Genomic DNA, 24,259 nt, shown 5'->3' on the forward strand with positions numbered 1-24,259 from the left:
CCTCCCGCGCTGCTAATCAAAATCGAATCGGCCGGTGTCACGAAGGAACGCAACGGCTCGACGGCGTGGCTGACCTTTCGTGCTACGTTCGGCCCTCCATTCATCCTGCACTCCGATTGCTGATCCAGCCGAAGGCGGCGTTGGCTCGGCGACCTGCAATGGGGGACAGCTACCGCGTGGCTGAGGCCTTTCCGACTGGATGCACGTGAACACCCGCGGATCGGAGTTCTTGCACCCGCCAAACTGCCTGGAATGGCTGCTTGGAGATCCCGAGAGGGATGGGCGTGAGGCCACGTTCCACCAAGTGGCGAGTCATTGGCTCCATCCGGACGCGCCTATGTTGAGCGAGGTGCCCAGTAAGTCTGTACTCCTTTAGGAAGGCGCGGACGGCGCTGTAAGTTATGCTCCGGGCCTCGAGCCTCCCGTTCTGGATCGGAGCGGCAAAAAGGGCCGCGCCGACCAGGGCACCAACCACCTCGGTGCGGGTGGACAGCAGCTTCGCGATTTCGCGGACACCAAGAAGCTGCCCTGTCTCGCCCGCAACTTGTCGGCGAATGAAGTTCGCGCGCAGCCAAAAAGAGCTAGCCTTGGTAACTCCAAGGCGGAGAAACGGTGGCGCTTGTCCGTCCGACATCCGCGAAAGAGACGGACTTTCGCCGCCGAGGAGTTGCCGCATAAGCGGTACTGCCTTGTACATCCTGGATGCGGCTAGCTCAGCTAAGGAGATAAGGGGAGTGTCTGCCGGAATTGGCGCGTCGGTCTCCCTGGCCTCCAGGCGCGAAACGAACTCTCGAAGGCAAACGTCCTCGAATCGGAAGAGGATGCGGTTCCCAATCGGCAGTCGCACAGCCGGGAGAATACCGGCGCGACGAAGCCGCAATACTAGGTTTGCGGTGGTACCGAGGAAACTACCCGCTGCGGCTGCGTCGAGGGAGTTCGCCGCCCGTAAGGCCAGCGCCTCGACTTCCGACCGCTCGATCAACTCCGTAGCACGGCTCCCCTTTCGACGCCTTCGCCCTGGTAGGGTGCCATTCTGTACAAGAGTTGCGATCGCCTTGTGCGAAACTCCCAGCAACTTGGCTGCCCCCTGCCGGTCCAGGAACAAAGGCCTGGCGGGAAACTCCTGCTTGAAGTCGGCCGGGCGCCTGTATGGGCGGGCAGAGGGCCAATTTTCTGCAAGGTAAGAGAGTACCTCCTCGTGTAGGAAGCCGAAATCTGCTCTTGGAAGCACTTGCATTATCCGGCTGAAGGTCTGCCCGAACTCGGTTCGTACGGTCATGCGGGCCGGATCTTCCTGCCTTCTTGCCGCGAGCCAACACCTAAATCTCACGGGCCACTCAAGCATGATCGGCGCAACTATAGAGACGTCCGTCGCCACGTCGGCAGGCAGATCCTTGGTGAGCTGCGTACGTCGCCAGGATTGCACGTCACCGGGTGTCTCGCGTTCGTGGGCAATAAGGAAGGCGAGCAATTCTGTGGCGACCATCAAGGAGCCGAGCGTCGGCTGGTCTCCGCCGGACTTGCCTCGCGACAGGCTCAATAGACGGGCGTGCAGGTCCAAAAGTACCCCATCCTGCACCGGCTTACCCCTAGCTTGCGCTAGGTCCGCCCCGCAGCGACACAACGCCGCCTCTGGGCGACCCCAATCCAGCGTCTGACCGCACGTCGGACAGCAGTTAACGAGGAAGCGCTTGTGTTCTGGGCAGACGAGAAAGAGCCTCAGCTCCCAGGCTCGTTCGACCACGCCGTCGCGCATGACGCACTCCGGACAGATGCTTGCCCCGCGAGCGTCCAACTCTCCGATCCTGACCGGGCCCGCCGTCCCAAACCTAACCCGCCGTCTCCGCCCGGGTACTCGCGACTGGCGAACCGCCTCAAGTTCATCCTCAGTTGCGCCGGTCACAGCACCGATACGTCGCAGGTCGGCTCCCTTGCATCCGAGCTGCATCGCGAAGCGGCTGCCCGGGCACAGCTTCGAAATGCCGCCGACCACATTGGTTTCCGCCGCGCGCAGCAGATAGCCGCGGATGGTTTCACGTCCCGGCAGCGGCCGGGTCTGGAGGAGGAGGCGGCGTTCGTCCGGTCGCACGCCCCGGCGAAGCCCGCCGCTCATCGCTTCCTCAGGCTCTGCCGGGCGTCGGCCAGTTGGCTGGACCGGCTGCGGCGTCCGCGTCGCCTCGGGAGGCGGTTGGCGAAGATGTCGGGCGGCTGGAAGTCGTCCTCGACTGGCGGGCACATCTCGCCTCGCCAGCCGTTGCTGAATGGGTTTGGCCATTCGGGTCGCTCACCGATTGCCTCGTCGAATGCGACTGCTAGCAGTTCTCGGGTGATCAGGGGTGGGGCGCGGCCGTTGTCCACCTGCTGGGCGGCATTGACCAGCACCTTCATCAGTAGCCCGGGACGCCCTTGAGAGGCAGAGAAGAAGCGTTTTCCAACGAGAATAAGGTCCGCCTCGGGACAGCTGACGTCCACCTCCTTACTGAATGGGAGCGGAGACTTCCTCTGCACAGCTTTCACGAGGCCCAGGAAGTCTGCGCGGTCTTTGTCGTTGCTCTCGGGTCGGTCATCCCTCCACTCATAGGGAAGCAGGCGGACGACCGCGTCGTAGCGTCGCCAGATCTGAGGGTCACCGAACACGTTCCGCAAGCGCCCTAACCCGACGAGGATGAAAACGATACGGCTTCTCGCCTGGCGGTCTTTCATCCAGTCCAGGATTGCTTGGCCCGCCTTGACACTGGCCCGGTCAACGAGGCGCTGCGCCTCATCCAGAAGGATGGCGCAGACCCCCATGTGCTTGATGCACCGTTCAAGGCGCTTCTCCAAAGAGGCCTTGGTGCCAACATCGAAGTCCGGGTCGCCGAGCGCCTCGAGAATGGCCCTGCAAACGTTCATGGGGTTCGGGTCGGTCGGCATGTTTAGCACAACCACCGGCATGTTCGGCGCCGTCACGAGCGGCTCGTCGGGATCCGTGTCGAGAGGGGCCTCCCTCGACGGGACGGCCGGGTAGAGCCCCTGCAGCGCCTCCGCCAAGGTGCTCTTCCCGACGCCCGCAGGGCCCGAGAACATTCGGCACGGGACCTCCTTGAGTGAGCCAGCGTACTGGATGGTCCTGCCGATGGATTCGGCTGCTTTCCTGAAGCGATCGTGCGGCACACGGATGGCGTCCATTCGGGCAGCGTAGGAACTCGCCATCGAGCCTCGGACGGGACGCCCGGCCATTCTCCCCTTCTTCTCTTCGGCATTTCCGGACATTTTTCTTCTCCCTTCAACGGAACAGGTCGTCACCGAACTCCGTGACCGCGATCGCATTGTGAGTGGGCTGGGGAACCGCCGGGGACGCCACAGGTGGCTCTCCCGCGAGCGGCGGCATGTCGTCCGGGACCTCAGAAACCGTGACCCGCCCACCGCGGCCCGGGGGTTCCAGGAGTTGCGGCATCTGCTCCCGCACGCGCTCCATCGAGGGAAGCCGCGCGAGGAGCGCGTTATGCGGGGCCTCCGCGCCGAGCACGCGGCCGAGGCGCTGCTGGTAGCGCCCTTGCTTTGCCTCCACCACCAGCATTTCGACCGCCTTGACGAGAGAGCTGAGCCCCTCGGAGAGCTTGCGCACGCCGGGCTCCCGCTCGCCGTCGTCGTCCTTGAGCGACTTCCGCACGAGGTCATGGACGTGCTGCGTCAGACCCTTCGCGTAGACGCGGAAATCATCCGTCGCCGGAATGCGGTCCCAGGCGCGAGAACGTGGGCACTGGACGTAGATGTGCTCGAGGTCATGCCGTGGCACCTTGACGCGGACCCGGACGTGGTCGCCCGTGAGCAGCCGGAGGGCGAGCACGTCGCTGTGCCGGTACAGGATGCTCTGGCACCAGATGCCGTTGTGGTCGGCCGTGGCCTCGCGCTCGTCGCCGAGTATGCGGTCAAGTTCGTCGAGGCTGGCCGGGTACAGGACGGGGTGCTCGAGGGTGAAATGGCGGAACAACTCGTCCGGGGTCGCTCCGAGGCGCGGGACGTGGGTTTGGTGCAAGACATCGCAGACCCACTGGTGGAACAGCCTGTCTAGGGAGGACAGGCTGACTGCTTGGTGGACAGCTGGATCGTACGCGTCGACGTCCCCCGCGCGGCGGCGGTCGTACCCGGGGACAAGCCGCTCCAGGTTGCCCTCGAGCGCGCTGAAGAAGCCCTCGGCCCATGGCTTGTCGGTAGGGGACCGGACCCGTGCAAAACGCCCCGCGATCCTGAGCTCATCACAGATTCCGATGGCAGTGTCCGACCACGCCTGGAGGCTGTTGTCGATGTGGATGCGGCCCATGACGCCGCCAGGCAGCCACAAGTGGTTGGTCGCGGGATAAAGGTGGGCCACCGTCGCTTTCGGAACTAGCGCATGTCTCAGTGCCGAGGTGAAGGTGGATAACGACGCGGGCTCGAAGCCGAGGGAGTAGCCCGCCAGCCCGTTGGTCGCCCGGTCGCGGAAGATGCCGATCGTCGCCTTGCCGAGGACGATCCCCAGTTGATCGTGAGCCACCCAGGTATTCGACCGCGTCTCGTCGTAGTCCACCTCTGCCATGGCGCGGTCCGGGCGCTCGGCGCCAAAGGTGTGCCGGAAGGCGTTCTTCGTGGACTGCGGCCCGTGCAACGCGAGATGCACCTCATGCGCGTCGAAACGGCGCCATGCACGGTAGATAGCTTGGCGGGAAACGCTAACCTTGCCGTGGCCGTCCAAAGGATTCTTGGCGACGTGCGCCTTGACGGCCGTGTCCACCGCGACCATCGTCCGAGCGATGGCCCCGTCCCGTGTGACGTCCGGGTTCGCGACGAGCAACTTATCGAGCTCTGCGCGCGCGGTCCGGTCGATGATGTCGTGCATCCAGGGGGGGCATCTGCTTGCGATTGCCGCTATTCGACAGCTTCCCGGCGAGCCCCGCGGAGTTCTGTGGATCGTCGAGCCGCCGCCATGCCGCAATCGTCTTCGGTGCCGGTGCGGTGCCCTCCGCCTCCGCCAGCAACCGCTTCGCTAGCTTGCGGTTCAGCGGGCCGGGCTCGGGCTGGGCTAACAGCGTGGTCGCTCTCGCCTTGGCGGCGCCTGTCGCCTTCTGCCATGCTTCCTCGATGGCGGCCGTGGCTGCGGGCGCCCCGCGCCGCAGTGAGCGCGGCGTGTCGTCGACGTTGGCCTCGCGGAGCTTGCGGGGCAGCGCCATGAGGAAGGCCCGCCTGACGGTGATGCGGGCGCGGTCGCCGGGGGCGAACTCGTCGAGGTCGGGCGGCACCTCGGGCCGGGCAGGCACGTTCGGCTGGTCCTGTGACACGACCACGAAATCCAGGTCCCGTTCCGCGTAGCGCAGGAGCAGCACCTCCTCCGCGAACAGGACGGCCACCTGGTCGTCGCGGCGTGCAATCCAGGCGGGCTCGCCGTCCTCCGTGAGGCTCTTCTCCGTGAGGACGTAGAAGCGGCCATCGAGCCGGAAGCGGGTCGTCCTGATGAAGCTTGTCACCCTCATCGCGGGCTTCCCGCCGAACGCGATGCCCGCAGCGAAACCGGCGTCCCGTTGCCTAGCGGGACACCATCGATCCCGAGACCGATGAGCCACCGGCGCGCCATCGCGCAGAGGTCCGGGAGCTCTGCGCCGGTCCGCACCTGGACCTTGCCGACCGCATTTGCGCCTTCCCGGACGGCGCGCAGGACCTCCCCAACAATAGCCGGGGAGATAGGGCGGTGGGTCTCGGCATAGATCCGGGAGACGTTCGCGCGTCGGACGGGCTCCCGGAACTCGCGCTCCGTCACGACGGCGAAGCCGTAGCCCGCAGCCGAAAGCGCGGTCCCGATGGCCTCCAACCGCTCGGCAACCTGCGGCTTCTCCACCAGAACGCGGGCGGGCTTGGCCTCCAGGAACCAGAGTTCGCCGCCGACCCGGACGAGGGTGTCGGCCGGGTACGGCGTCCATCGGTCCGGCAGCCGGACCCGCATGCGGACCGGTTCCTCGCAGTACGCTTCAACCGCGGGGTCGACCTCGCAGCCGTGCTGGAGGTCGTCCTGGTTGGTGGACTCGGCCCACACCCGGCGGCCGTTAACCTCGCTCCAAAAGAAACAGGGGCGGGCCACCGTGCTTCGGTGCGCCTTGAAGCGGTACGTCGGCAGGTGCCCGAGGGCGAAGTCGAGTTCCTCGTTCCTCGCGACGAACTGCACGTCTTCGCCCCCGGCGCGCCGCGGCGCCCACGCCCTCTCCGCGGCGAGGAGCAGCGTGGGGATCCCAGGGGCCACGGAAACCGCCGATCGAACAGGCACTTCGATCTCGGGGAGGCGGAAAAATGCCACCTGCGCGTGCAATGGCGGAAGGCCCAGGCGCGCCCGGGCGAGGGCGGTTCGCAGCTTGACCATCATGCGCCTTCCCGGTCGGCAAACTTCTTTGCGCGGCCCGCTGCGGATCGGTACCGGGAGCGTATGCCAGTCGAGCCATGTTGGTGAGGAAACGCCGCCCCAAACGCTTGATCGCACGCCCGAGCGAACGCCGGTGCCTCAGGTTCGCACCCCCCCACCAGCGCCTCAGGCGAAAACGTGTGGTGCTTCCGCCGAACCTTCAGCTTGAAGCGCTTACGTCCGGGCAGGCCTGTGGCCCGCGTACGCAGTTCGGCACCTTCGCTCCCATTCGCCTCCCTCTGAACCATCGCTCGTCGCCTGCCTCCACATAGTAATTATTCAACAATTCGTAGTGTGACTCGAATCATTGACCGAAAGCCATAGAAAAAATTGTAACAAATGGTTGATGTCGTCACACTTGCGCAGAAAGTTGTTGCGCGTTGTACACGAGCGGGGTGTTTGAGGCGGGGTCTTTGAGGGCGATGGCCGTTGGCGAATCCTTGCCTATAAGCCCCTTGATGTGAATCTATACTTGACAACTGTGTGTAGGATTCGAGGTGCGTTGTTGTGTTTTACAAGGATATTTTGAGGCAGTAGCCGAAACCTCAGTCTTTGGCGGTCAGTGGTTTAAGTTGGCCGCCTGCACGCCCGCGCAGCCCACCACCCCTGCCCGACGCTGCCTTTTCCTTGACCGGCAAGTTGCTGCGGCAAATCCATGGAGGCCATTCGATGCGTAGAAATGGCGATGATGCCGAGCGTTGCCGTTGCGGTGCTCCCGCAGTTGCATGCGCGGCGTCGGGCAGGTTGTAAGGGGCCACTGCCCACACTGACGCCTCGTTTCCTTGTAAGAGACTGGACCGCCCGTGATTCGGTTGAGCACTCAGATCGGGACGGGCAGGAACTCGCCTTCCGTAGGGTTCCTTGGCCGGGCGCGCTACGCCACAAGGATTTCTATATACGCCACAAGGATTTCTATAATTGCGAGCCTATCCTTTGTCGGAGCTCCTGCACCCCCTGCATGCGACCGCCCATCGTTGCGGCCTGGCGTGGCGGGAACCCTTCCTGCTCTACGACGCCAAGGCGGCATCGGATGGCACGCTGCAGAGCGCCGGGGTAGGCGCGGTCGCCGAACCCGGCCCGCAACCGGGCCAGGCGGCCCGGCCCTCCAATTCCTTGTCCGGCTGGCCGGGCACCAGGAGGGCCAGCAGCCCCTTTCCATGCGCTACGAGGTCGTCCGAGGAACATGGCACCCGCCTTACCGGCGCGGCCCTTGCCGAGGGTCAGCAGGCGGCAGAGCCGGGCGTAGGTGGTCCGGTCGGTCGGGTAGACAAGGATTTCGGCGCCGTCGGTCAGGCCGAGGTGGCAGCCGACCACCGGCCGGACGCCGGTCTCCCGGGCGCAGCGGTGGGCGCGGACCAGGCCCGCCAGGCTGTTGCGGTCGGTGACGCCGAGCGCGGGGGCCTGGGCGAACAGCTCCTCCGGGTGGCTGGCGCCGCGCAGGAAGGAATAGTTCGTCGTGACCTGGAGCTCGGCGTAGCCGTTCATGACCCGGCGTGGCCGCCGCCGCCAGTCCGCACCGGCCGGGATGGCTGCCGATGGTAGGTGCCGCGGCGTCGGGGCGCTTCATCAGCACGTAGCCGGACTGCTCGAGCTGCCGCACCAGCCGCTCGGCGGTGACCCAGGCCATCACGTCGTCGGCGTGGTGCACGCGCCTGCGGCCGTCGTAGCGGAGCGCGAAGGACAGCGTCTCCGCGATCTCCTTGGGCGTGGCGGGGCGCAGGCTCGGATCCTCGGGCACAGGGGTTCTCCTTGGGGAAGGCGAGGAAAAGGTCAGAACAGGCCGTGCAGGAACCAGCGGAGGTCGCCGGTGGCCGGGTCGGCGCCGTCGCCGCGGCGGAACAGCCAGTATCGGCAGCCCAGTTCGTCCTCGACGGCCCAGCAGTCGCGCACCGCGTGCCGCTCGCCGTCGCGGCGCCACCATTCACCTGCGATCCGCTCCGGCCCGTCGGCGCGCCGCACCCCGCGCCGCAGGTGAAGGCGGCAGGCGGACGGCCGGGCAGCGCGGACAGCGCCTCGACCGGCTGCGGCGGCTCCAGCAGACGTACCGGGCGCGGTAGGTCCGAGGGCCACCCACGCATCCTTGCCGCGTCGAAGGGTGCCGCCCGTTGGACAGAGCGCTCCGGGACGTCGCTTTCGACGGGCAGGACGCGGAACACCCGCGCCGTGCCGAAGCGGGCGGCGAGCCGGTCAACCAGCGGCGCCAGAGCCGCCTCGGCCGCCGCGGCATCGGCGAGTTGGACCGCGGCCTGCACGGCGCCGAGCGGCTCGGCAAGGGTGACCACCAGCCGCATCGCCGCCACCCCGAAGCCCGGCTCCACCGTCTCCAGGCGTTCCCCGAGCAGCCTGGCGAGGTGGCGCGGGTCGCGGCTGGGCCGCGCGGTGCCGACGCGTACGACCTGCGCGATGTCGTCCACCCGCTCGAACAGTAGATCGAGGCGGCGGGCGCCGAGCCCCGCCCGCGCCAGGGCGGCGCAGACCGCCTCGGCCAGCCGGTCGATGGCAATTCTCAGTGCCGTCGCGGTCAGCAGCGGCTCGGCGAAGGCGAACGCATGCTGCACGGCATCCGGCGGCACCACCGGCGTGATCGGCTCCGGCGCATGCCCCAGCGCCTGGTCCAGCCGCCGTAGCACCTTCGCCCCGAAGCGCCGGGCCAGCGGCGCCCGCGGTGTCGAGACCAGCTGCCCGACCAGATCGAGTCCAAGCCGCTGCAGGCCCCGCACCGTCTCACCGGGCAGGCGCAGCGCCGCCACCGGCAGCAGGGCGATGGCGTCGGCCTGCCCGCCCGGCGGAACCACGGTCACCGGCGCCCTGGCATGCCGGGCCAAAGCCCAGGCCGAACCCGGGGTGTCGGCCAGCGCGGTGCGGGCGGCGATGCCGCAGCGCCCGAGGCGAGTGACGAGATTGTCCAGCATGGCCGCCTCGCCGCCATGCAAGTGGGCGCAGCCGGTGGTGTCGATCCAGATCCCTCCCGGCGGGTCGGCTGCGGTCAGCGGCGCGTAGCGCAGGCACCAGGCGGCGAGGTCGGCGAGCGCAGCGGCGTCGCCCGCCGGATCGGCCACGGCGACCTCCAGCCCCGGCACCACGGCCTGGGCATGGGCCAGCGGCATGCCCGGCCGCAGGCCGAGCTGCAGCGCTGCCCGGTTCGCCGCCGCGACCGCCAGGCGACGGCCGTCATGTGCCCGCGTGACCAGTGGTGCCTCAACCGGCTGCACGCCGCCGCTCCGCCTCCGGCGCAGCCGATCGGTCGGCCAGGTCGGCAGCCAAAGCGAGACGACCCTGCGCATCGCAGGCCTCCACGATCCAGGATGCAGGGACGCCGCCGCGGGCGCGGAGCAGGTCGAGCCGCCAGCGCGCCCGGCCGAGGCCAGGGGTGTCCGGCGCCCAGGGCAGTGGCGGGGCCGAGGGCACGCAGGCGATGCGCCAGCGGGTCACCGCCGCGCTCGGCTCGGCAAGGGAGGCGTCGCTGTCCTTGCGGCTGCGACGAAGGGTGAAGGCGATGGCGCCGGTGGCCTCGGCCGCCAGCTGCAGGCGCCGCGAGGCGGTCAGGCCGAGACGGCCGAAGACTTCGCCGACGACGCCGGAGAGGCCGGGATGGCGCAGGCCCTCCTCCATTGCCAGCAGCACGTCGCGGCCCGCCTCGACATGCAGCACGCGCTCGGGGTCGAGGCCCGCGCCCGCCAGCGCCGGTGCAAAGAGGTCGAAGTGCTCGGAGACCCAGAGTACCGGCCCGCCCGCCCGGGCCAGGATGCCTGCCGCGAACAGGGCCGCGGCGGCACCATACCCGGCATCGGCACCGGCGCCGCAGGCTTCGTGCAGGGCGCCGCGGGCGAGGCCGCCCTCGGGCAGCGCCGCATCCAGCGCCGGGACCTCAAACGGAAGGGTCGCCGCGCCCGGCGCCATGCCACGCCGCTCGATGCGAGCCACCTGGGCCCGCAGATCCTGCAACAGCGTCGTCCGACCTGTCCGCCCCATGCCCTACCTCCGGCAGAGGAACGTACAGGGAACATGTGGGTTGTGGAAGAAGACGAAGCGGTAGCGGGTTGTGGATAGTGGGGATAGCGGGCGGTTCCAGGAACCGAAGCTCAGCCCGTATTCACAGACGCGTCCACCGCGCGAGGCGACCATACCCGCCCCATCTGCGGGCTATGAGGCTGTGCCGCGGCCCGGGCGGGGAGCAACGCGGCGCCCTCGTCCCGCACCTATCGGGGTCAGGGTCCAACCCGCGGTAAGGAGCCACGGAGGGTTCCTGTGCCGCAGACCGCGGATGTAGATTGATGGTAGAATGATCAATCCACGCGTCAACCCGGCCTTGCCGCCAGCCTTCCACGAGATGGCCCCTGCCACCTTCGAGGAAATGACCTGTGCTCTCATGAGTAGAGAGCCAGACATCTCGCGCGCGGATCTCTACAGGATTTCGGGGCAGAAGCAGTACGGAATCGACGTCCTAGCCGACCGGGAGGACGGCCGCATCGAGGTCGCGTCCTGCAAGTGCTACGACACCCTCAAGAAGGGAGACCTGGGAAAGTTCTCGGACGAGTTCCTGAAGCATTGGGACATGCACTGGAAGGGACGCCCGGTTCGCCGGTTCGTCCTGGCCGTGTCGGTCGACGTGCATTCCGCCCAGCGCGATGCCGAGGTGCAGCAGGAGAAGGCCCGCTTCGCAAAGCTCGGTGTCGAATACGAGGTCTGGGCGCCGAGGCAGCTTCAGGAACGCCTGCGTCCCTGGCCTGGCATCGTGTCCCAGTTCATGACCCCGGAGCACGTCTCCCGCCTCTGCGGGCAGGTCGCCTCGCCGCTTGCGACCTCCTCGCCGGTCGCGGCCGTCGCGGATGGCGTGACCGATGAAGCGCTCCGCGACCTCAGCGAAGCGCTGTCGAGGCAGGTCGGTCACCGGCTGGACCACCTGCTCGACCGGTTGCGGAGCGGCGAGACGCCCGAAACCGAGGCGGCGCTCAGGCAGATCGTCGAGGGACCCGAGTGGAGTAATCTCCACGAGGGGACGAAAGCGCGCGTGCTGCGTCTGCAGGCATCCGCGCGTCTCCACAACGGGGATGACGAGGCCGCGTGGCGCTTGGCCGAGCAGGCGGATGCCTTCGAGCACCAGAAGGAACCCCGGCTTCGGGCGTTGCTGACCTGCCGCCGCGATGGGACGGCGGCCGCTCTCGCCGTCCTGGGGGAGCCAGAAACCCAGGACGGTGCGCACCTGAAGGCGGCTCTCCTGCTCGACTCGCACGATGTCGCTGGGTGTCTGGCGGTTCTCGACGGCCATGTGGCCGTGACCGCCGACCACCCCGAAACCCTACGCTTGCGTAGCTTGGCGGCGCTCACTGGGAATGAGCGTGAAACGGCCCTGGGGCTTGCGGAGGCGGCCGCCAAGGCCGCGCCGGATTGGCCCTCGGTGCAGTGGGCGCTCGCAATCGCGTGCTATGCCAGCGCGTTGTCGCCCGCTGTCAAGCCGGACCGCTTTATGGCGCCGAACCCCGTGCTGCTCGACTTGGTCTGCGAGGACGACACGGCACGAGCCCTGCTGGCCAAGGCTCTCGGGATCTTCGACACGCTGACGGAGAAGGAGAGGACCGACGCGGAGCGCAGGAGTAGCGAGATCTTCGCCCTCGCATGCCTCTGCAACCTCCGCGACCGGTTTGCCGAGGCGGAGGGTCGGGTCCGGGAAATGCTGGCGAGGAGGCCAGCCTCGGCTCCGGTCGTCGCCTGGGCACTCGGTCGTGGCGTCCCGGTCGACACCGGCGCGGTCTCCGGGGCTATCCGCTCCCTCCTGTCGGCGGGCGAGGCGGACACGGAGCAGGTGCTGCTTCTCGCCATGCTCGAGGACATGGAGGGACGAACCTCCGAGGCGGTCGCGCTGCTCGAGGGGGCCTCGACGCTCTTCGAGCGGACCGAGGAGACACGGCAACAGCGCGACACTTGGCTGGCCGAGCTGCGTCGGCGGATATCCCGCTCCCTCGGTGACGCCGCCATCGATCCGAACAGCCCCGCTGGCCTGGAGGCCCTTACGGCCGCTGCATCGGCATCCGGGGACTGGGGACCGCTGGAGGACCTGTTCGACAAACTCGCGAACGAGGCACCCGTGCCGCCCATGGCGCTGCTCCCCGTGGCGCAGGCGCTCGCCGTCGCGTCGCGCTGGGAGGCGCTAGCGAAGCGTACCGACGCGCTGCTCACACTTGCGACGCCCGAGCCGATCCGCATCGCTTGCTACGCCTGTGTGCACACCGGGCGGCATCAGCTTGCCCTGGACATCCTGCGCGACCGCAGGGGTGCGTTCGCACACGGTAGGCTTCCGTCCGACCTCGCCCGACTTCAGGTCGAGGCGCTGGCCCGGGCGGGGAATCCGGCCGACGCTGTCCGACTGGCGGTGTCGCTGGCCACGGCCGAGGCAGCCACCCCACAGGACGCGGTGACCGCCGCGGTCGCGCACATACGGACCGGCAACATCCAGGCGGCGGTGCCTTTCGTGGACGCCGCGAACCGGGCAGGCGCGCTTCAGGCACGCGAGGCTCTTGGCCTCGCGCAGGCGGTCTCGCCGGTCGATCCGTCGGTCGCCGCCGCGCTCTGGCAACGCGCTGTCGCCGGTCAACCCGAGCCGGGCTTGATCCCCGCGGCTCTCGGACTTGCCTTCAGGTTGGGCCTCGAGCGCGAGGCCGCTCCGCTCCTTGGAGCGCTTGGCCAGCTCAGCGGACTGCCGGACTCGGGTGTCACGGCGTTCAGCCACGAGGACCTGATTCGGTTCGTCCAGGAGCGCCGGGAGGCTGGGGAGCGCATCTCCCGCATGCATCTGAAGGCCGAACTGCCTGTCCATCTCGCGGCGCACCATGGCGGTGCCAACCTCGTACACCTCTACTCGCTGGACAACCCGCCTGAGTGCGGGCGCGGCGACTACCCCGTCCTGATGCTGCACGGCATCCGGTCGGCGCCGGACGAGGCGCCTTGCCGCCTTTCCGACGGGCCAATCCACATGGACGTAACGGCGCTGCTCGTCGTGGACCAGCTCGGCATGCTGGATGTCCTCGAGCGTATCCCGAACCGGGTACTGCTCCCGCCCTCGCTCCCCGCCGCCCTGGTCCACCTCGAAGACAGCCTGCGCCATCAGCAGCCGCGACGCCTCGCGGCGATGCGGAAGGTGCTGGACCTCGCCGTATCGGGTAGAATCGCAAAGCACGGCGCGGGATCGGACGGCCGGGCGGAGCTGACGGGCAAGCCAGCATGCTCCACCGGATGTCTCTGGGTCGTCGACTTCAGCCGCGGGAAAGACGAGACACGATCCGAGGAACCGCCGATCGTCAAGGCGAACGTGCGCGGTGTTATTGACGCGCTGCTCGCCCACGGCGAACTCGATCCAGAGGCACATTCCGTGGCCGTTGGCGAGCTGGGGCAGGAGGGCGCACGGCCCTCTCTGGGCGCTCCTGTGCCTGGTGATGCAGTGGTTCTGGCCCATGGCCTAGCGGTCGGTCTCGCGGAAGCAAACGTGCTGGACGCCGTGGCTGCGGTGTTCAAGACGTCGATCGACGTGGTGGACTTTGGCCAGATCGAGACCGAGGTGAAAGCGGCCGAGGTTCGCTCACGGGAAGCCGACCGCATGGCCAGCCTTCGCTCGCGGGTCTCCCGCGCACTCACCTCAGGCACTCTCGGGCTACTGCCAGAGAGCCGGGACGAGGAGACGGAGGACGGTCTGGGGCCTGTCGGCCGCTGCTTGGCGGACATCGTCCGCACTCCCGGGGTCCCGGGTGGGCTTACCTGGGTGGACGACCGCCTTGTGAACGGCCACGCTTGGTGCGGCGTCAACCGGGTTGTGGGCACGCCGCAGGTCTTGGCGGCCCTAGTCGCCGCGGGGCACCTGCCACCCGCGGCCCGCTGGTCCGCGCTGCTGCGCCTCCGCGCCGCGCGAGCGATGTTCCTACCCATCTCAGTCGACGAAGTCATTCACCACCTTCTGGCCGCCCCCGTGGTGAACGGAGAACTCGTCGAGACCCCGGCACTAGCCACTCTGCGGCAGTACGTCGCTTGGGCGCTTGAGCAGGCGCCCAGCCTCGTCGTCTCGCCTGCCCTCAGCGGCACCGGACCCGGCGAGGTTCCCTTCCTGCTCGCACTGAGGCGGCTCGCCGAGAGTGCCGTACTGACGGTATGGCTCGCCGAAGATAGGACCGACGAGGAACGGCTGAGGCTCTCGTCCTGGATCTGGACCAACCTCAGGGTCGACCGGCTCCCGGACGTCGGCCTGCCGGGAACCGCGCCCGGCGCGTGGCGCACTCTGCTAGGCCACCAGTATGCGGGCCTGCTGGCAAACGGCATCCAGATCGTCTTGAGGACGTCGCGGGCAGGACGGGTGGAGCGACTCCGCAGCTTCATGGCGTGGGCCGAGGAGTTCGCCCTGCCCAATTGGCTCTGGAGCGACGCCCAACTCGTCGACAGCGTCGCCAGAATGCTGCGTCACCTGCTCGGCGGCTTGGTCGAGCGTGATCGCGGGCCGAGGCACTTGGCTTCGGAAGAGAAGCGCTACGCCCAAGCCGCGGTGGGCCGTGTCGTCGTTGAACTGCCGAGACAGCTTCAGAGGAGCCTTGTGGCCGACCAGCGCTTCTGCCGCGCGGTGGGTGTCAGAACGCGCGAATTGGTCTGGCTCGGGAACGCCGAGTTCGAGTCGAACGCACTGTGGAAGGCATGCGCGTCCGCCATGCAGGGAAATCGGACCAGCACGCAGACCGCTGACGGGCGTTCCACACTCCGCCTGCGGCGCAAATCGGGTGCGAGGCTTCGCCTGGAGCTCTCCGGGGCTCTGAGAGGGATTTTCGACGATCCAGCCCTCGGCCTCGTCTCGACCAGGGGCGACGTGAGGCGACGGGCGGCCCAGGAGGTCGCCGCGAAGCTATGTCTCTCGCCCGTCAGGACGGCCGACGCTACGGCCGAGATGCTGCGCCCGCAAAGGGCAGCGGACCGGATGGATGCGGTCATGCGTTTCCGGCTTTCCAGTCCGGCGCTCCGCTACGCGCACCTGAGGCAGAGGCTGTCCACGCCCGAGCCCGTTCCCTGGGAGGAGTTCGACGTTGGCGATCCTGCGGAACTACTTCGGCATATTGGGATCCAACCCTCCGTGGGAGGGGGCTTCGGCCAACGTCTCCCCGCGGCTGCACTCTCCCTGCTTCGCGACTTCGGAGCGGCGGAGGCCGTGCGCAGGCTCGCTTCACTTCCTGTCCCGTTGTCGGCCGAGGTCATCGAAGCGGCCTGTGCCCTTCCACGAGGAGAGTTACGTCGCCTCCTGGACGACCTGAGTGGGCGCTCGGCGCCGCCTATTCATCTGCTCCATTGCGTTCGACTCCACCGCGCTCTCCTAGAAAGCTCATCTGGCGACGCCGACGCGTTCGGGGCCGCGGTGGGTGCGTTGGCTAACCGTTGGAAGCAGGAGGCGAGTCTGCTCCTGCTTTTGCTGAAGCAGACAGGTGAGGCGCTCCGACCATGTGGGGACCGCGCCCCAGCGTTGCGCGCGGACGAGGCGCTCGCCGCCGCCTGGCTCCACGCAGATCAGGTTACCGCGGCCCTGCTCGGAGCGGGGCACGACCCGCAAAAGGCTCATGAGGGCCTCCGCAAGCGCCGCGTCGATACCGACGTGAGCCAAACCATTACCCGCTGCCCGGCCTTCGATCGGGAGGCCGCTTCTCCCGCGTCGCTGACGTCGGAGGCTCTTCTGTTCCATGGGCTCGGTTACGCATTGGGGACTGAGGCGTCTGCAGGTCCGACCCTTCTCGGGAACGACGTCCTGGATACCGTGCGAGAACTGTTATCCATCGGCGCGGAGCCGAATCGTGCACCCTCGCCATGGCTGCTCTCCGACCGCGAGAGCGGGACGAACGAACTGGGTTCCTGGTTCCAATCCAGGCCTGCTTGGCTGTTTCATCCGTTCGCCGACCTTTCGCGCGAGGGCGCGGCCGCCACGTTCGGCTCCACCTTAGTGGACCTTGGGACGACAAGCGGCGACAAGTCGCTTCTCTGGGTGCTCATGGGGGCCCTCTCGTGGCCCGGCCTCGACGAGGAACGTCGCTCTCTAGCATTAGGCGCGCTTCAGGTAGCCGACTTCCCGGCCCTTGTGGACGCGGACTCAACCTTCGGCTTTGCCGCCTTGAGAGGGGCAGTTGATTTCGCCCAAGTGTCCGAAAGCACTCTCGCACTCGAAATGCTGGAAGACCAGCTCCTCCGAATCGCCGCAGGTCTTGCTCGCAAGCACCATGGGAGGGTCGGCACGGCTGGACCGGCCACCAGAGCCTTGTCCGAATTGGTCGAAACTGCTGGCGCCCTATCGCGACACTGCAAGACGGCGGACGGCTGGCAGCACTTTGGGGTGTTGGCCGTCAAGATCGCGGATGCGTGGCCTGGAGCCACCGGAATCCTACGCGACTTGGCAGGAGCACTCGCCACAGCGGCGCGCCCGGATGTCTCGGATGGCCTTCACCAGGCATGGATAAGCTTGCGTGGCAGACGTTGACTGTCGGGTTTGGGTGACAAGTGTGGACGTCGAACGGGATTCCAACCCAGTTCAGACCAGGAGGCAGTGCATCCTCCGCCGGAACCGAGACCACGGGCGGCGTGTCTGTGCACGAGCAGCGCCGGTCGAGCTCGCATTGCGCGGTGCTCCCGCATGCGGGGGTAGGTCATCTCCGCGAGCCCGACTGAGCCAGGGACATCCTTGCGGAGGATCCGCGGTGCCCGTGCGCCTTGTCGACATTGGAAAGTCGTGGGACGCGGATTCCAAGCTGATGCTTGGAAGCAAGCGTGGCTCCCCACAAACGGGAAGCGCGGTACCTTCAACCTTCATATCCCAGATGGTCCAATGAGCCGTCCCTCCAAGAAGCACCACTTCGTTCCGCAGGCGCAGCTGCGCCACTTCGCCGCCGATACGGAACGGCGATTTCTCTTCGTCTTCGACAAGCAGTCCGATCGCTCGTACCACACCTCAATTCTGAACGCCGGTTCCGAGAACGACTTCAACACGATCAGCCTTGGCGACAGCAAGTGGAACTTCGAGGATCTCTTCCAACTGGTCGATGCCCAATCTGCTCGCCTTGTCGCCGAGATTGTATCACGCCGATCGTTGGCATGGCTGACGCTAGACGACCGCGTCACGCTGGCCGATTTCTTTGCGACCCAGCTTTTGCGCACGCATTTCAGCCGCACGACACCTAAGCGCGTAGCTGAGCAATTGCGCCAGATGATGCGCCAAATTGGCTACGATCCGGACAGGGATCCGGACATGGCGATGCCCACCGACACGACACTGAGGCTCGGTGCCGTCAAGGCCTTCCTCAATCGTGGAGGCCACGCTGCTACGCTGCTCCGCCTGACACCGGCACTTTACGCAACTGGTGGCGAGTATCGCTTCATCATTTCGGACCATCCGGTTGGTTGCACCAATGCATTCCCCTACGGCGGCCGGGGCCTCACGTCTCAGGGCATCCTTGTTCTGCTACCCATCTCACCCGACCTCACAATCGCGCTGCACTGTCCCACTATCGTCCAACGTTACAAATTGGTCGCGAGCGCAGATCTTGAGCCTGAACGGAGAGCACGGATGCTCCGCTACCGCGATGGCCTGCTTTCCGCCGAACCGATCGAGGTCGATGATGATGTGGTGCTCAACCTCAATCGTCGTCAGGTCGCGCAATGCACGCGCTATCTGTACGCCCCTACCGATGCTTTTGACTTCGCGCGTGAGTTCCTGAAGGAGCATCCCGAGCTTCGCACCGTCGACACCCATCTCAAAATGGGAGAGATGGGGCATGCGCCCCCGCCGAACCCAAGGTTGCCCGCTGGAACGCATCTCGTCATCCTCGGCCAGACCGATCACTGTATGTTGGCCATCGACGAGATCGACGGATCCGGTGAGGGTATCACAGCACGCACTCGACAGGTCGATTTGCTAGCGCAGGTCGCAGCCGACACGAGCATGCTGCAGGCTGAACTGTACGTCGATGGGCAACCCAGGCGCGGGATGGGTCAAGCGATGATCGAGTGCTTCGGGGAGCCTTCCAGCGGCTGGTTTCGGGTCGTCCATCGCGATCCCGGTTTGCGAGCACTGAGCACTCAGCTCGACGCCAAGCTCCGTTGACGGCTGCTGGATGGAGCGTCGGCGCAGCCCAGACACAGAGCCGAGCTGCCAGCCAAAGGGCTCGCTAGGCGGGGAACCTCACCTCAGTCGGATTAGGCGAGTAACTCGTCCACGGACACCAGCACGATCGAGATTCGCCATCTCGGCAGCAGAAGCATCGTGGCGTCCTCGCCGGAGTCGGTGTCCGAGTGGCGACGACCCGCCCGACGCGGATGGCATGCATCAGGCATTCCCGGTCCCGCAGGAGCACGGAGCGGCTGGTTGGTCCCGCGAAGCCACGCCTCCCCTCCGTCGTATCTCACGGCTCACTGCCACAGCTGCTGGTCATCGCGCCGCCACAAGGGGCCGTCGCCACACTGGTCGCTCCGGTGAGGCTCATGGCGATCCGCCCGCCCAGGGCTGCGGCATCCTCAGTTCCGCTAGTCTGACCGGTATTTTGGTCCGGGCTGGATGAGAGCCTAATAACCGCGAGGACGAGGATCGAGTGCGCGGCGCAGTCGCGCTCGCCGACGTATTCCCGGTACTCTACCTTGTTCGACATTTCGCCCCCGAATTGCGGAGCCTCTATGACCTCGGAAGGATAAAATTATTAACAAATCTTCAATTTCGACGCGATGTGGCGCGGCAGTGTCCCGACGAAATCCCGCTACCTGGGGTGGGGCAGACGGAGGGGGGTTCATGATGGCCGAGTTGGGCAACCGGGGGCGAGGCGTGGCCATGGCCCTGGCCCGGGGCCCGGCGCGTGAACCGGCCGCAGCCGCCGCTCGGGCGGAGCGCCGCCCGTGGCTGACCCCGCGGCGGACGACGCCGCCAAGCCGCCAGTGCCAGTCGGCGTCGAAGGACCCCCCGGCCCTAGCACGCGAGGAGATCGTGGCCGCCCGCCGCTACCACGATGCTGCCGTCAGGAGCCGAACAGGACGGCCGCCTGCTCGTCCGAGACCATCTTGGAGCCAAGCGGTGCAGGCTGGAAGACGAGGGCCGGGAACCGCTCGGGCTTGCCTTCGATGTTCCGGACCTTCAGCACACGGCTGAGGTCCAGCGCCAGCTCCCAACCAACCAGCCGAGCCGCGTTCATGAGGGCGCGAACCAGCCCAAAGTTGCCGAAGCGGCCGGAGACGGCGAGTGGCGCCTCAGGAGTGGCCCAGGTCCGCCAGGCCCGGACATACGGCTCGAACTGAGCCGCCAAGTCGTCGCTGCAGTTGCGGCAATAAGGCTGTCCGCCCACCTCTGCGATCTCGTGGGGCCGTTCCGAGGGAGAGAAATTCGCCAAGTCGAACCCGAAATCGCAGACGACTAGGTCGCATGCGGCGTGCGGAGGCGCCGTACAGTAATCGCCGGTCTGGATTGAACGCCCGGTCAGGTCGGACGCGATCTTGGTGAGGTTTGCTGCGGCATCGATGCCGTGGACCTCGACGGATGGGGCGAGCGCCCGGATGTAGGCAAGCAGGAAGCCCGCTCCGCAGCCCATCTCCGCGACGGAGCGGCACCCCAGGCGCCGGACGACATCGCCGAACCACTCCATGGTCGCCGCGGCGCGCGGCCAGTCGTGCGAGAACAGCAGCGCCGCCTGCTTGGCGGTTTGCGGCACTTCGTACATCTCGAGCCCGCTGGATAGCCCCATATTCCTGACCGCCCAAATGTCCTCGATCCTGCGGCGGTTACCGGGATCCAGGGACTTTAGCAGCGCGGAATCGATGCGCTTCGGCTTGGTCTCCATCAGGAAGCCGTTCGCCTTCAGGAAGGCGCGGGCGCCCGCGTGGTGTGTCTCGGTCATCGGTTCAGGCACTCATCCCTGCTGACTTTGCCGCACATTGCCGCGCGGAGTTGTCCTTGCCCGCGGTCGCGCCCCGCTCAACATCGGCGGATGCCGGAACTGGGCGATGGCGTCCAGTGGCCAAAGGAGAGGAAGCCAATCTTCTTCATGGTGCGTATGGTCCAGGGGGCGGGATGCGGCCCGCCGGTAAGAGTGCGGCGGCCCCGAGATGCTCGATGCAGCCTTCGTTATTCGAGAGTATGGGGCTTGCGCCGCATCCGCCCGAATCACCGGCGGCAATGATGGTCATGCCAGGGGACCGCCATGCGAGGGCGCAGCGCAGGGCGTCGGCCGGGTAAGGCGATCCGAGGGCATCGGCGCCCTCCTGACGCATGATGACCGTGATCGGCGGGACCACGTTGCCCCTCGGGTGGCGCAGTACCGCTTAGCCGGTGACGCGGACGATACCGCCGAACCGGTCATAGGCGACCTCGAACCTCCCGCCGGGGCCGCGCGTCAGCTCCAGCAGCCCGCCGCCGTTGCTGGCGGGAACGATGGGCGCCGTGCGACTGGCCAGTCTGGGTGCTCGGGCGCGCGGCCGGTGCAACTGCGTCGTCGACAAGGCCACAGACGATCGCGGGTGTCTTTGCTTGACGAGATGCGCGTTCTGGCCGGTCAGGCGCGTCCGGAAGCCCTGCCGCGCTGGTGGCGCGGCGAGGCGTGCCTCGACTGGCTGGCTGAGGATCTCCTCCTCGATGGCGAACGGCGGCTGCATACGCCTAATCGCCTCGCGCTCCAGCAGGCTGCTGTTCGCCACGACCTCGTCGTGGAATTAGCGCCGGGCATACTCCTACGCGTAAGCGCAGCAACCGGCACCTACGCCACCGATTCGCCGCGCAGGCCATCCGACCTGCACCGCGCGCCACAAGGCAACCAAGGGAAGACGCTTACGACCATCGACGTGACCGGCTACTTGTACTTGTTGGTGCGGGCGACTTCACTCATCCATGGTGTCCAATGCCTCGACCATGGCGCTCGCAAACTTAGTTTCTACCGGAACCAGATCAGACGTGTCCCGGTCGGCGTCTCCGGCATCTTCGGAAGCTCGGCACCCGCCGCGTAGGCCGGAAGGAACTGCTCGAGGATCGCCCTGACCTGCGAGGCAGGCATGCTCGCAACGGCGTGCGAGATTACCTTCGAGAGCCTGTAGTAGAGGTCGACCTCGGCGTTGTGTGCGCCTCCGTAGCCGCAGAGCATGCCTGCCACACGTTCCGCGGCGTGGCAGGCATGCTCCCTGCTCGCCGCCTCGCCCTCCCTACGGAAGAGTTCGACCTCCTCGAATTCATCATTGTCTACGACAAAGACGCCTGCGCCGTTCTCGACCACCCGCCATGTCCAGACCTCGCCGTCAGGCTTTACCGTGCATACAATGTGCCTGACTGTCCCTTCGACGTCGTTCGAGCTGCAGCTCATAAACTGCTCGAAGTCGCAGATGAGGCCGCGTTTCCGGTCCTTCCTCCACGGCAGGGTGCCCGGGTCACCATCATCCAAGAACTTCTCGTCGTCTTCCATGGTCGGAACGATCCTTCGTTTCAGGAAATCCTCTACCTCGAAGCGCCACGACGTCCGACCGGCGGAGCGCCGCAGCCATCCCGCAGGCGAGAGCGTGCAGTCGCTTACCGCGCGCAAGCTGTCGCCCTGGAGACGGCGAACTTCATGATCGGTTCCTCGTGTCGGGAGCCATCGTTCGCCGATTACGCGACGGCCCTGAAGAGGGACCGCATGGAAGCCCACCGAAGAACCTTGCAGCGTCTGACCCGGCGACAGGTCCGTGGTGCCGCCTACCGAAATCCAACCTCCGCGATTCGGCCGCCTGCAGTCAAGGGTACAACATCACCCGCTCGGCCGAGATGCTCGGAGTGGACGAAGAGCGTCTGCACGACCTCGCCCTCTACATCGAGCCGGAAGTCGGCCGCCTTTGGGTCTACAGCACGGGTGAGGACGCCGCGCTCGCCTTTACTCGCGACTGTATCGAGCGGCTCCGCGAACTCATCGCCGAAGAGAAGCGCTGAGCCGATCTCGGCCGCGTTCGTGGAAAGCGCCGTAAACGAGATCGTGGCCGAGCGTATGAGCAAGAAGCAGCAGATGCGCCGGGACCGAACGACGGTGCAGAACTTCAGCCACCGCGCCATGCTGCTGAATATCAATAGGGGTGAGTTGCCCCGCATCACCGCCCGGCGCCGCCAACGGCTGCCCCAAGCTCCCAACGTTGACGCAGGCTGGACTGATTCATAGTCTCCCCAGACCGGAGGAAACGACAAGGGCATCGGCAATGTTGCGGCGTAACATCATGGCCATTGTTGGCGCCACGATTTCCATGCTGGGACTTCGCACCGTCCGGGCGGCAAACACGTCGGCGGTGACAACCAGCCTGATCGGCACCTGGAAGATGGTGGATGCCACGTCTCGTGATCCAGACGGCAAAGCACTGGCACAGCCTTACGGCCCGAAAGGCATGGGCATCGTGACGCTGAACGCGGAGGGCCGGATGATGGCCGTGCTGTGCGACGGCCGTGCCGAAGTGCCCGACGGCGTGAGGCGCGATTACGCCTCGTACTGTGGGAACTACACCTTCGACGGCACGACGTTGATCACCAAAGTCGATGCCACTTCTACGAGCCGGATCGCCATCGGCAGCAATCAGGTTCGCAAAGTTCGGTTTGAAGGTAACCGGCTGGTGCTCACGCCGCCGCCCGCAGAGCTAAATGGCGTGGTACAGCACCGGGACATCTTCTGGGAAAGGATCAGCACAGAGCCTGCATGATCGGCTCCGCACGCATTTCCGGTCAGCTAATTGGCTTCGCCTGTCCCGTCGCGGGGAAGGACGAGACACCCAGGAGCCCGAGTTTGGCCAGCTAAGGGAGTAGATCGTGGCGATCGTCACGTCGGGGGGGCAGCGCTGAAGGGGGTCTTCGATACGCGGGCAGGCTCCCGGTACGATGATGACATTGCGCACCGGTACCACTTCCCTAATCGCTACCTAGCTGAAGCATCTCGCTGCGCTGGGGACTGGATTGTCTACCGCGAACCACGTCGCAACGGCGGTCGGGAGGGCTACGTCGCCGTCGCGCGGGTCGACAGCATCGTGCCGGATGCGACGAGACCGGGGTACTCCTATGCCCACATGGCCGACTACCTCCCCTTCGACGGAGTCGTGCCCCTACGTGACCGACGTGGGTTCTATGAAGCCTTCCTTAGCCAAGTGGCGAACCCATCCCGTATCGGCGCCGCCATGCAGGGGCGCTCAATCCGAACCCTCTCAGAAGAGAACTTTGGAGCCATCCTCCGAGCCGGTTTCCGCGAGACGCTCGACCCGGCTAATGCGGTCCGGCTGGAACTGGATCCGCGCCATGCGCCGCCAGACATCCAGGAGTTGGTCAGCGCGCCGCCCGAGATGCAGGAGCGTCGGATTGCGCAGTTCCTTGTGAACCGTAAGATCCGGGACGCCGCATTCCGCCGCGCAGTCGTGGATGCCTATGACGGTCGCTGCGCGGTGACAGGCATCCGCATGGTGAACGGTGGCGGGAAGTTTGAGGCACAGGCCGCCCACATCTGGCCGGTGGCGAGCGGCGGTCCAGACGTGGTGCAGAACGGAATTGCGCTCTCGGCGACGGCCCATTGGTTGTTTGATCGCCACCTCATCTCCCTAACGGACGAGTACGGCCTTCTCGTCGCGCACAACCACGTGCCTACTGAGTTGCAGAGCCTGTTCGCCGGTCAGCTGAGCCGCATCCACCTTCCCACTGAGCGGGCTGCCTGGCCTCACCTTGATTACGTACGGAGGCATCGAGAGTGCTTCGGGCAGGCTCACTAGCCCCTACTCACCTATCAATGCCAACTCGCGGGACGCACCGCGAACGCCTACCCGGAAAAGTCAACCTGGAGCTCAGGACTTTTCCAAGGCGGAGGACGGCCGGGCGGAGCCCCGCTTCAG

General features: G+C 66.6%; 16 protein-coding genes. 5 read left to right on the top strand and 11 right to left on the bottom strand.

Features of this window, described 5'->3' with window-relative positions; all coding sequences use genetic code 11:
• Positions 1-169 precede the first annotated feature (169 nt).
• The 8 genes from NJ376_RS06305 to NJ376_RS06340 all read right to left on the bottom strand — a co-directional run bounded on the left by NJ376_RS06305 (position 170) and on the right by NJ376_RS06340 (position 10,378).
• Positions 170-2,113, bottom strand: a complete 1,944-nt coding sequence (locus NJ376_RS06305; protein WP_252952392.1) for a TniQ family protein — start codon at positions 2,111-2,113, stop codon at positions 170-172.
• Entirely contained in the window at positions 2,110-3,252 is a 1,143-nt protein-coding gene (locus tag NJ376_RS06310; RefSeq protein WP_252952393.1) for an ATP-binding protein, read from the bottom strand. Before NJ376_RS06310 ends, NJ376_RS06305 begins: the two co-directional genes overlap by 4 nt.
• A 13-nt stretch (positions 3,253-3,265) precedes the next feature.
• On the bottom strand, positions 3,266-4,858 hold the full coding sequence (locus NJ376_RS06315) for a hypothetical protein (RefSeq protein ID WP_252952394.1): 1,593 nt from the start codon (positions 4,856-4,858) through the stop codon (positions 3,266-3,268).
• Positions 4,815-5,489 carry a hypothetical protein gene (locus tag NJ376_RS06320; protein WP_252952396.1) on the bottom strand — a complete coding sequence of 225 codons (675 nt, stop codon included), beginning with the start codon at positions 5,487-5,489 and terminating at the stop codon, positions 4,815-4,817. The genes NJ376_RS06315 and NJ376_RS06320 overlap by 44 nt, the downstream gene beginning before the upstream one ends.
• A complete protein-coding gene (locus NJ376_RS06325) occupies positions 5,486-6,370 on the bottom strand; it encodes a hypothetical protein (protein ID WP_252952397.1) in 885 nt (294 codons plus the stop codon). The genes NJ376_RS06320 and NJ376_RS06325 overlap by 4 nt, the downstream gene beginning before the upstream one ends.
• A gap of 948 nt (positions 6,371-7,318) precedes the next feature.
• A complete protein-coding gene (locus NJ376_RS29175; RefSeq protein ID WP_370287995.1) occupies positions 7,319-7,891 on the bottom strand; it encodes a PHP domain-containing protein in 573 nt (190 codons plus the stop codon).
• Complete coding sequence (locus tag NJ376_RS06335) at positions 7,888-9,618, bottom strand: Y-family DNA polymerase (RefSeq protein WP_370287997.1); 1,731 nt, start codon at positions 9,616-9,618, stop codon at positions 7,888-7,890. The genes NJ376_RS29175 and NJ376_RS06335 overlap by 4 nt, the downstream gene beginning before the upstream one ends.
• On the bottom strand, positions 9,605-10,378 hold the full coding sequence (locus NJ376_RS06340; RefSeq protein WP_252952398.1) for an ImuA family protein: 774 nt from the start codon (positions 10,376-10,378) through the stop codon (positions 9,605-9,607). The genes NJ376_RS06335 and NJ376_RS06340 overlap by 14 nt, the downstream gene beginning before the upstream one ends.
• Before the next feature lie 310 nt (positions 10,379-10,688).
• Between NJ376_RS06340 and NJ376_RS06345 the strand changes: the two genes are divergently transcribed.
• Positions 10,689-16,892, top strand: coding sequence for a hypothetical protein (locus tag NJ376_RS06345; RefSeq protein WP_252952399.1), 6,204 nt, complete (start codon positions 10,689-10,691; stop codon positions 16,890-16,892).
• A 345-nt stretch (positions 16,893-17,237) separates the two neighbouring features.
• Positions 17,238-18,512: a DUF4238 domain-containing protein gene (locus NJ376_RS06350; RefSeq protein WP_252952400.1), complete on the top strand. Its 1,275-nt coding sequence runs from the start codon at positions 17,238-17,240 to the stop codon at positions 18,510-18,512.
• Positions 18,513-19,413: 901 nt separating this feature from the next.
• Here NJ376_RS06350 and NJ376_RS06355 read toward each other — a convergent pair.
• The 3 genes from NJ376_RS06355 to NJ376_RS06365 all read right to left on the bottom strand — a co-directional run bounded on the left by NJ376_RS06355 (position 19,414) and on the right by NJ376_RS06365 (position 21,837).
• Complete coding sequence (locus NJ376_RS06355; RefSeq protein WP_252952401.1) at positions 19,414-20,286, bottom strand: class I SAM-dependent methyltransferase; 873 nt, start codon at positions 20,284-20,286, stop codon at positions 19,414-19,416.
• 424 nt (positions 20,287-20,710) lie between these two features.
• Positions 20,711-21,082: a hypothetical protein gene (locus NJ376_RS06360; RefSeq protein ID WP_252952402.1), complete on the bottom strand. Its 372-nt coding sequence runs from the start codon at positions 21,080-21,082 to the stop codon at positions 20,711-20,713.
• Positions 21,083-21,315: 233 nt separating this feature from the next.
• Positions 21,316-21,837 (bottom strand): hypothetical protein, encoded by a 522-nt coding sequence (locus tag NJ376_RS06365; RefSeq protein WP_252952403.1) that lies wholly within the window; start codon positions 21,835-21,837, stop codon positions 21,316-21,318.
• 347 nt (positions 21,838-22,184) lie between these two features.
• Between NJ376_RS06365 and NJ376_RS06370 the strand changes: the two genes are divergently transcribed.
• The 3 genes from NJ376_RS06370 to NJ376_RS06380 all read left to right on the top strand — a co-directional run bounded on the left by NJ376_RS06370 (position 22,185) and on the right by NJ376_RS06380 (position 24,139).
• Positions 22,185-22,337 (top strand): DUF4336 domain-containing protein, encoded by a 153-nt coding sequence (locus tag NJ376_RS06370; protein ID WP_252952432.1) that lies wholly within the window; start codon positions 22,185-22,187, stop codon positions 22,335-22,337.
• 278 nt (positions 22,338-22,615) lie between these two features.
• A complete protein-coding gene (locus NJ376_RS06375) occupies positions 22,616-23,089 on the top strand; it encodes a lipocalin-like domain-containing protein (protein WP_252952404.1) in 474 nt (157 codons plus the stop codon).
• Positions 23,090-23,449: 360 nt separating this feature from the next.
• On the top strand, positions 23,450-24,139 hold the full coding sequence (locus NJ376_RS06380; protein ID WP_252952406.1) for an HNH endonuclease: 690 nt from the start codon (positions 23,450-23,452) through the stop codon (positions 24,137-24,139).
• Positions 24,140-24,259 lie beyond the last annotated feature (120 nt).

The sequence above is a fragment of the Siccirubricoccus soli genome, assembly GCF_024178315.1.
In the GTDB taxonomy this organism is placed as follows: Bacteria; Pseudomonadota; Alphaproteobacteria; order Acetobacterales; family Acetobacteraceae; genus Siccirubricoccus; species Siccirubricoccus soli.

Excerpts from the sequence above, each read along its gene's own strand:
- NJ376_RS06365 (WP_252952403.1), bottom strand. The coding sequence starts at position 21,837 with ATGGAAGACGACGAGAAGTTCTTGGATGATGGTGACCCGGGCACCCTG.
- NJ376_RS06340 (WP_252952398.1), bottom strand. The coding sequence starts at position 10,378 with ATGGGGCGGACAGGTCGGACGACGCTGTTGCAGGATCTGCGGGCCCAG.
- NJ376_RS06325 (WP_252952397.1), bottom strand. The coding sequence starts at position 6,370 with ATGATGGTCAAGCTGCGAACCGCCCTCGCCCGGGCGCGCCTGGGCCTT.
- NJ376_RS06355 (WP_252952401.1), bottom strand. The coding sequence starts at position 20,286 with ATGACCGAGACACACCACGCGGGCGCCCGCGCCTTCCTGAAGGCGAAC.
- NJ376_RS06350 (WP_252952400.1), top strand. The coding sequence starts at position 17,238 with ATGAGCCGTCCCTCCAAGAAGCACCACTTCGTTCCGCAGGCGCAGCTG.
- NJ376_RS06320 (WP_252952396.1), bottom strand. The coding sequence starts at position 5,489 with ATGAGGGTGACAAGCTTCATCAGGACGACCCGCTTCCGGCTCGATGGC.
- NJ376_RS29175 (WP_370287995.1), bottom strand. The coding sequence starts at position 7,891 with ATGAACGGCTACGCCGAGCTCCAGGTCACGACGAACTATTCCTTCCTG.
- NJ376_RS06310 (WP_252952393.1), bottom strand. The coding sequence starts at position 3,252 with ATGTCCGGAAATGCCGAAGAGAAGAAGGGGAGAATGGCCGGGCGTCCC.
- NJ376_RS06345 (WP_252952399.1), top strand. The coding sequence starts at position 10,689 with ATGATCAATCCACGCGTCAACCCGGCCTTGCCGCCAGCCTTCCACGAG.
- NJ376_RS06375 (WP_252952404.1), top strand. The coding sequence starts at position 22,616 with ATGGCCATTGTTGGCGCCACGATTTCCATGCTGGGACTTCGCACCGTC.
- NJ376_RS06305 (WP_252952392.1), bottom strand. The coding sequence starts at position 2,113 with ATGAGCGGCGGGCTTCGCCGGGGCGTGCGACCGGACGAACGCCGCCTC.
- NJ376_RS06380 (WP_252952406.1), top strand. The coding sequence starts at position 23,450 with ATGGCCGACTACCTCCCCTTCGACGGAGTCGTGCCCCTACGTGACCGA.
- NJ376_RS06315 (WP_252952394.1), bottom strand. The coding sequence starts at position 4,858 with ATGCACGACATCATCGACCGGACCGCGCGCGCAGAGCTCGATAAGTTG.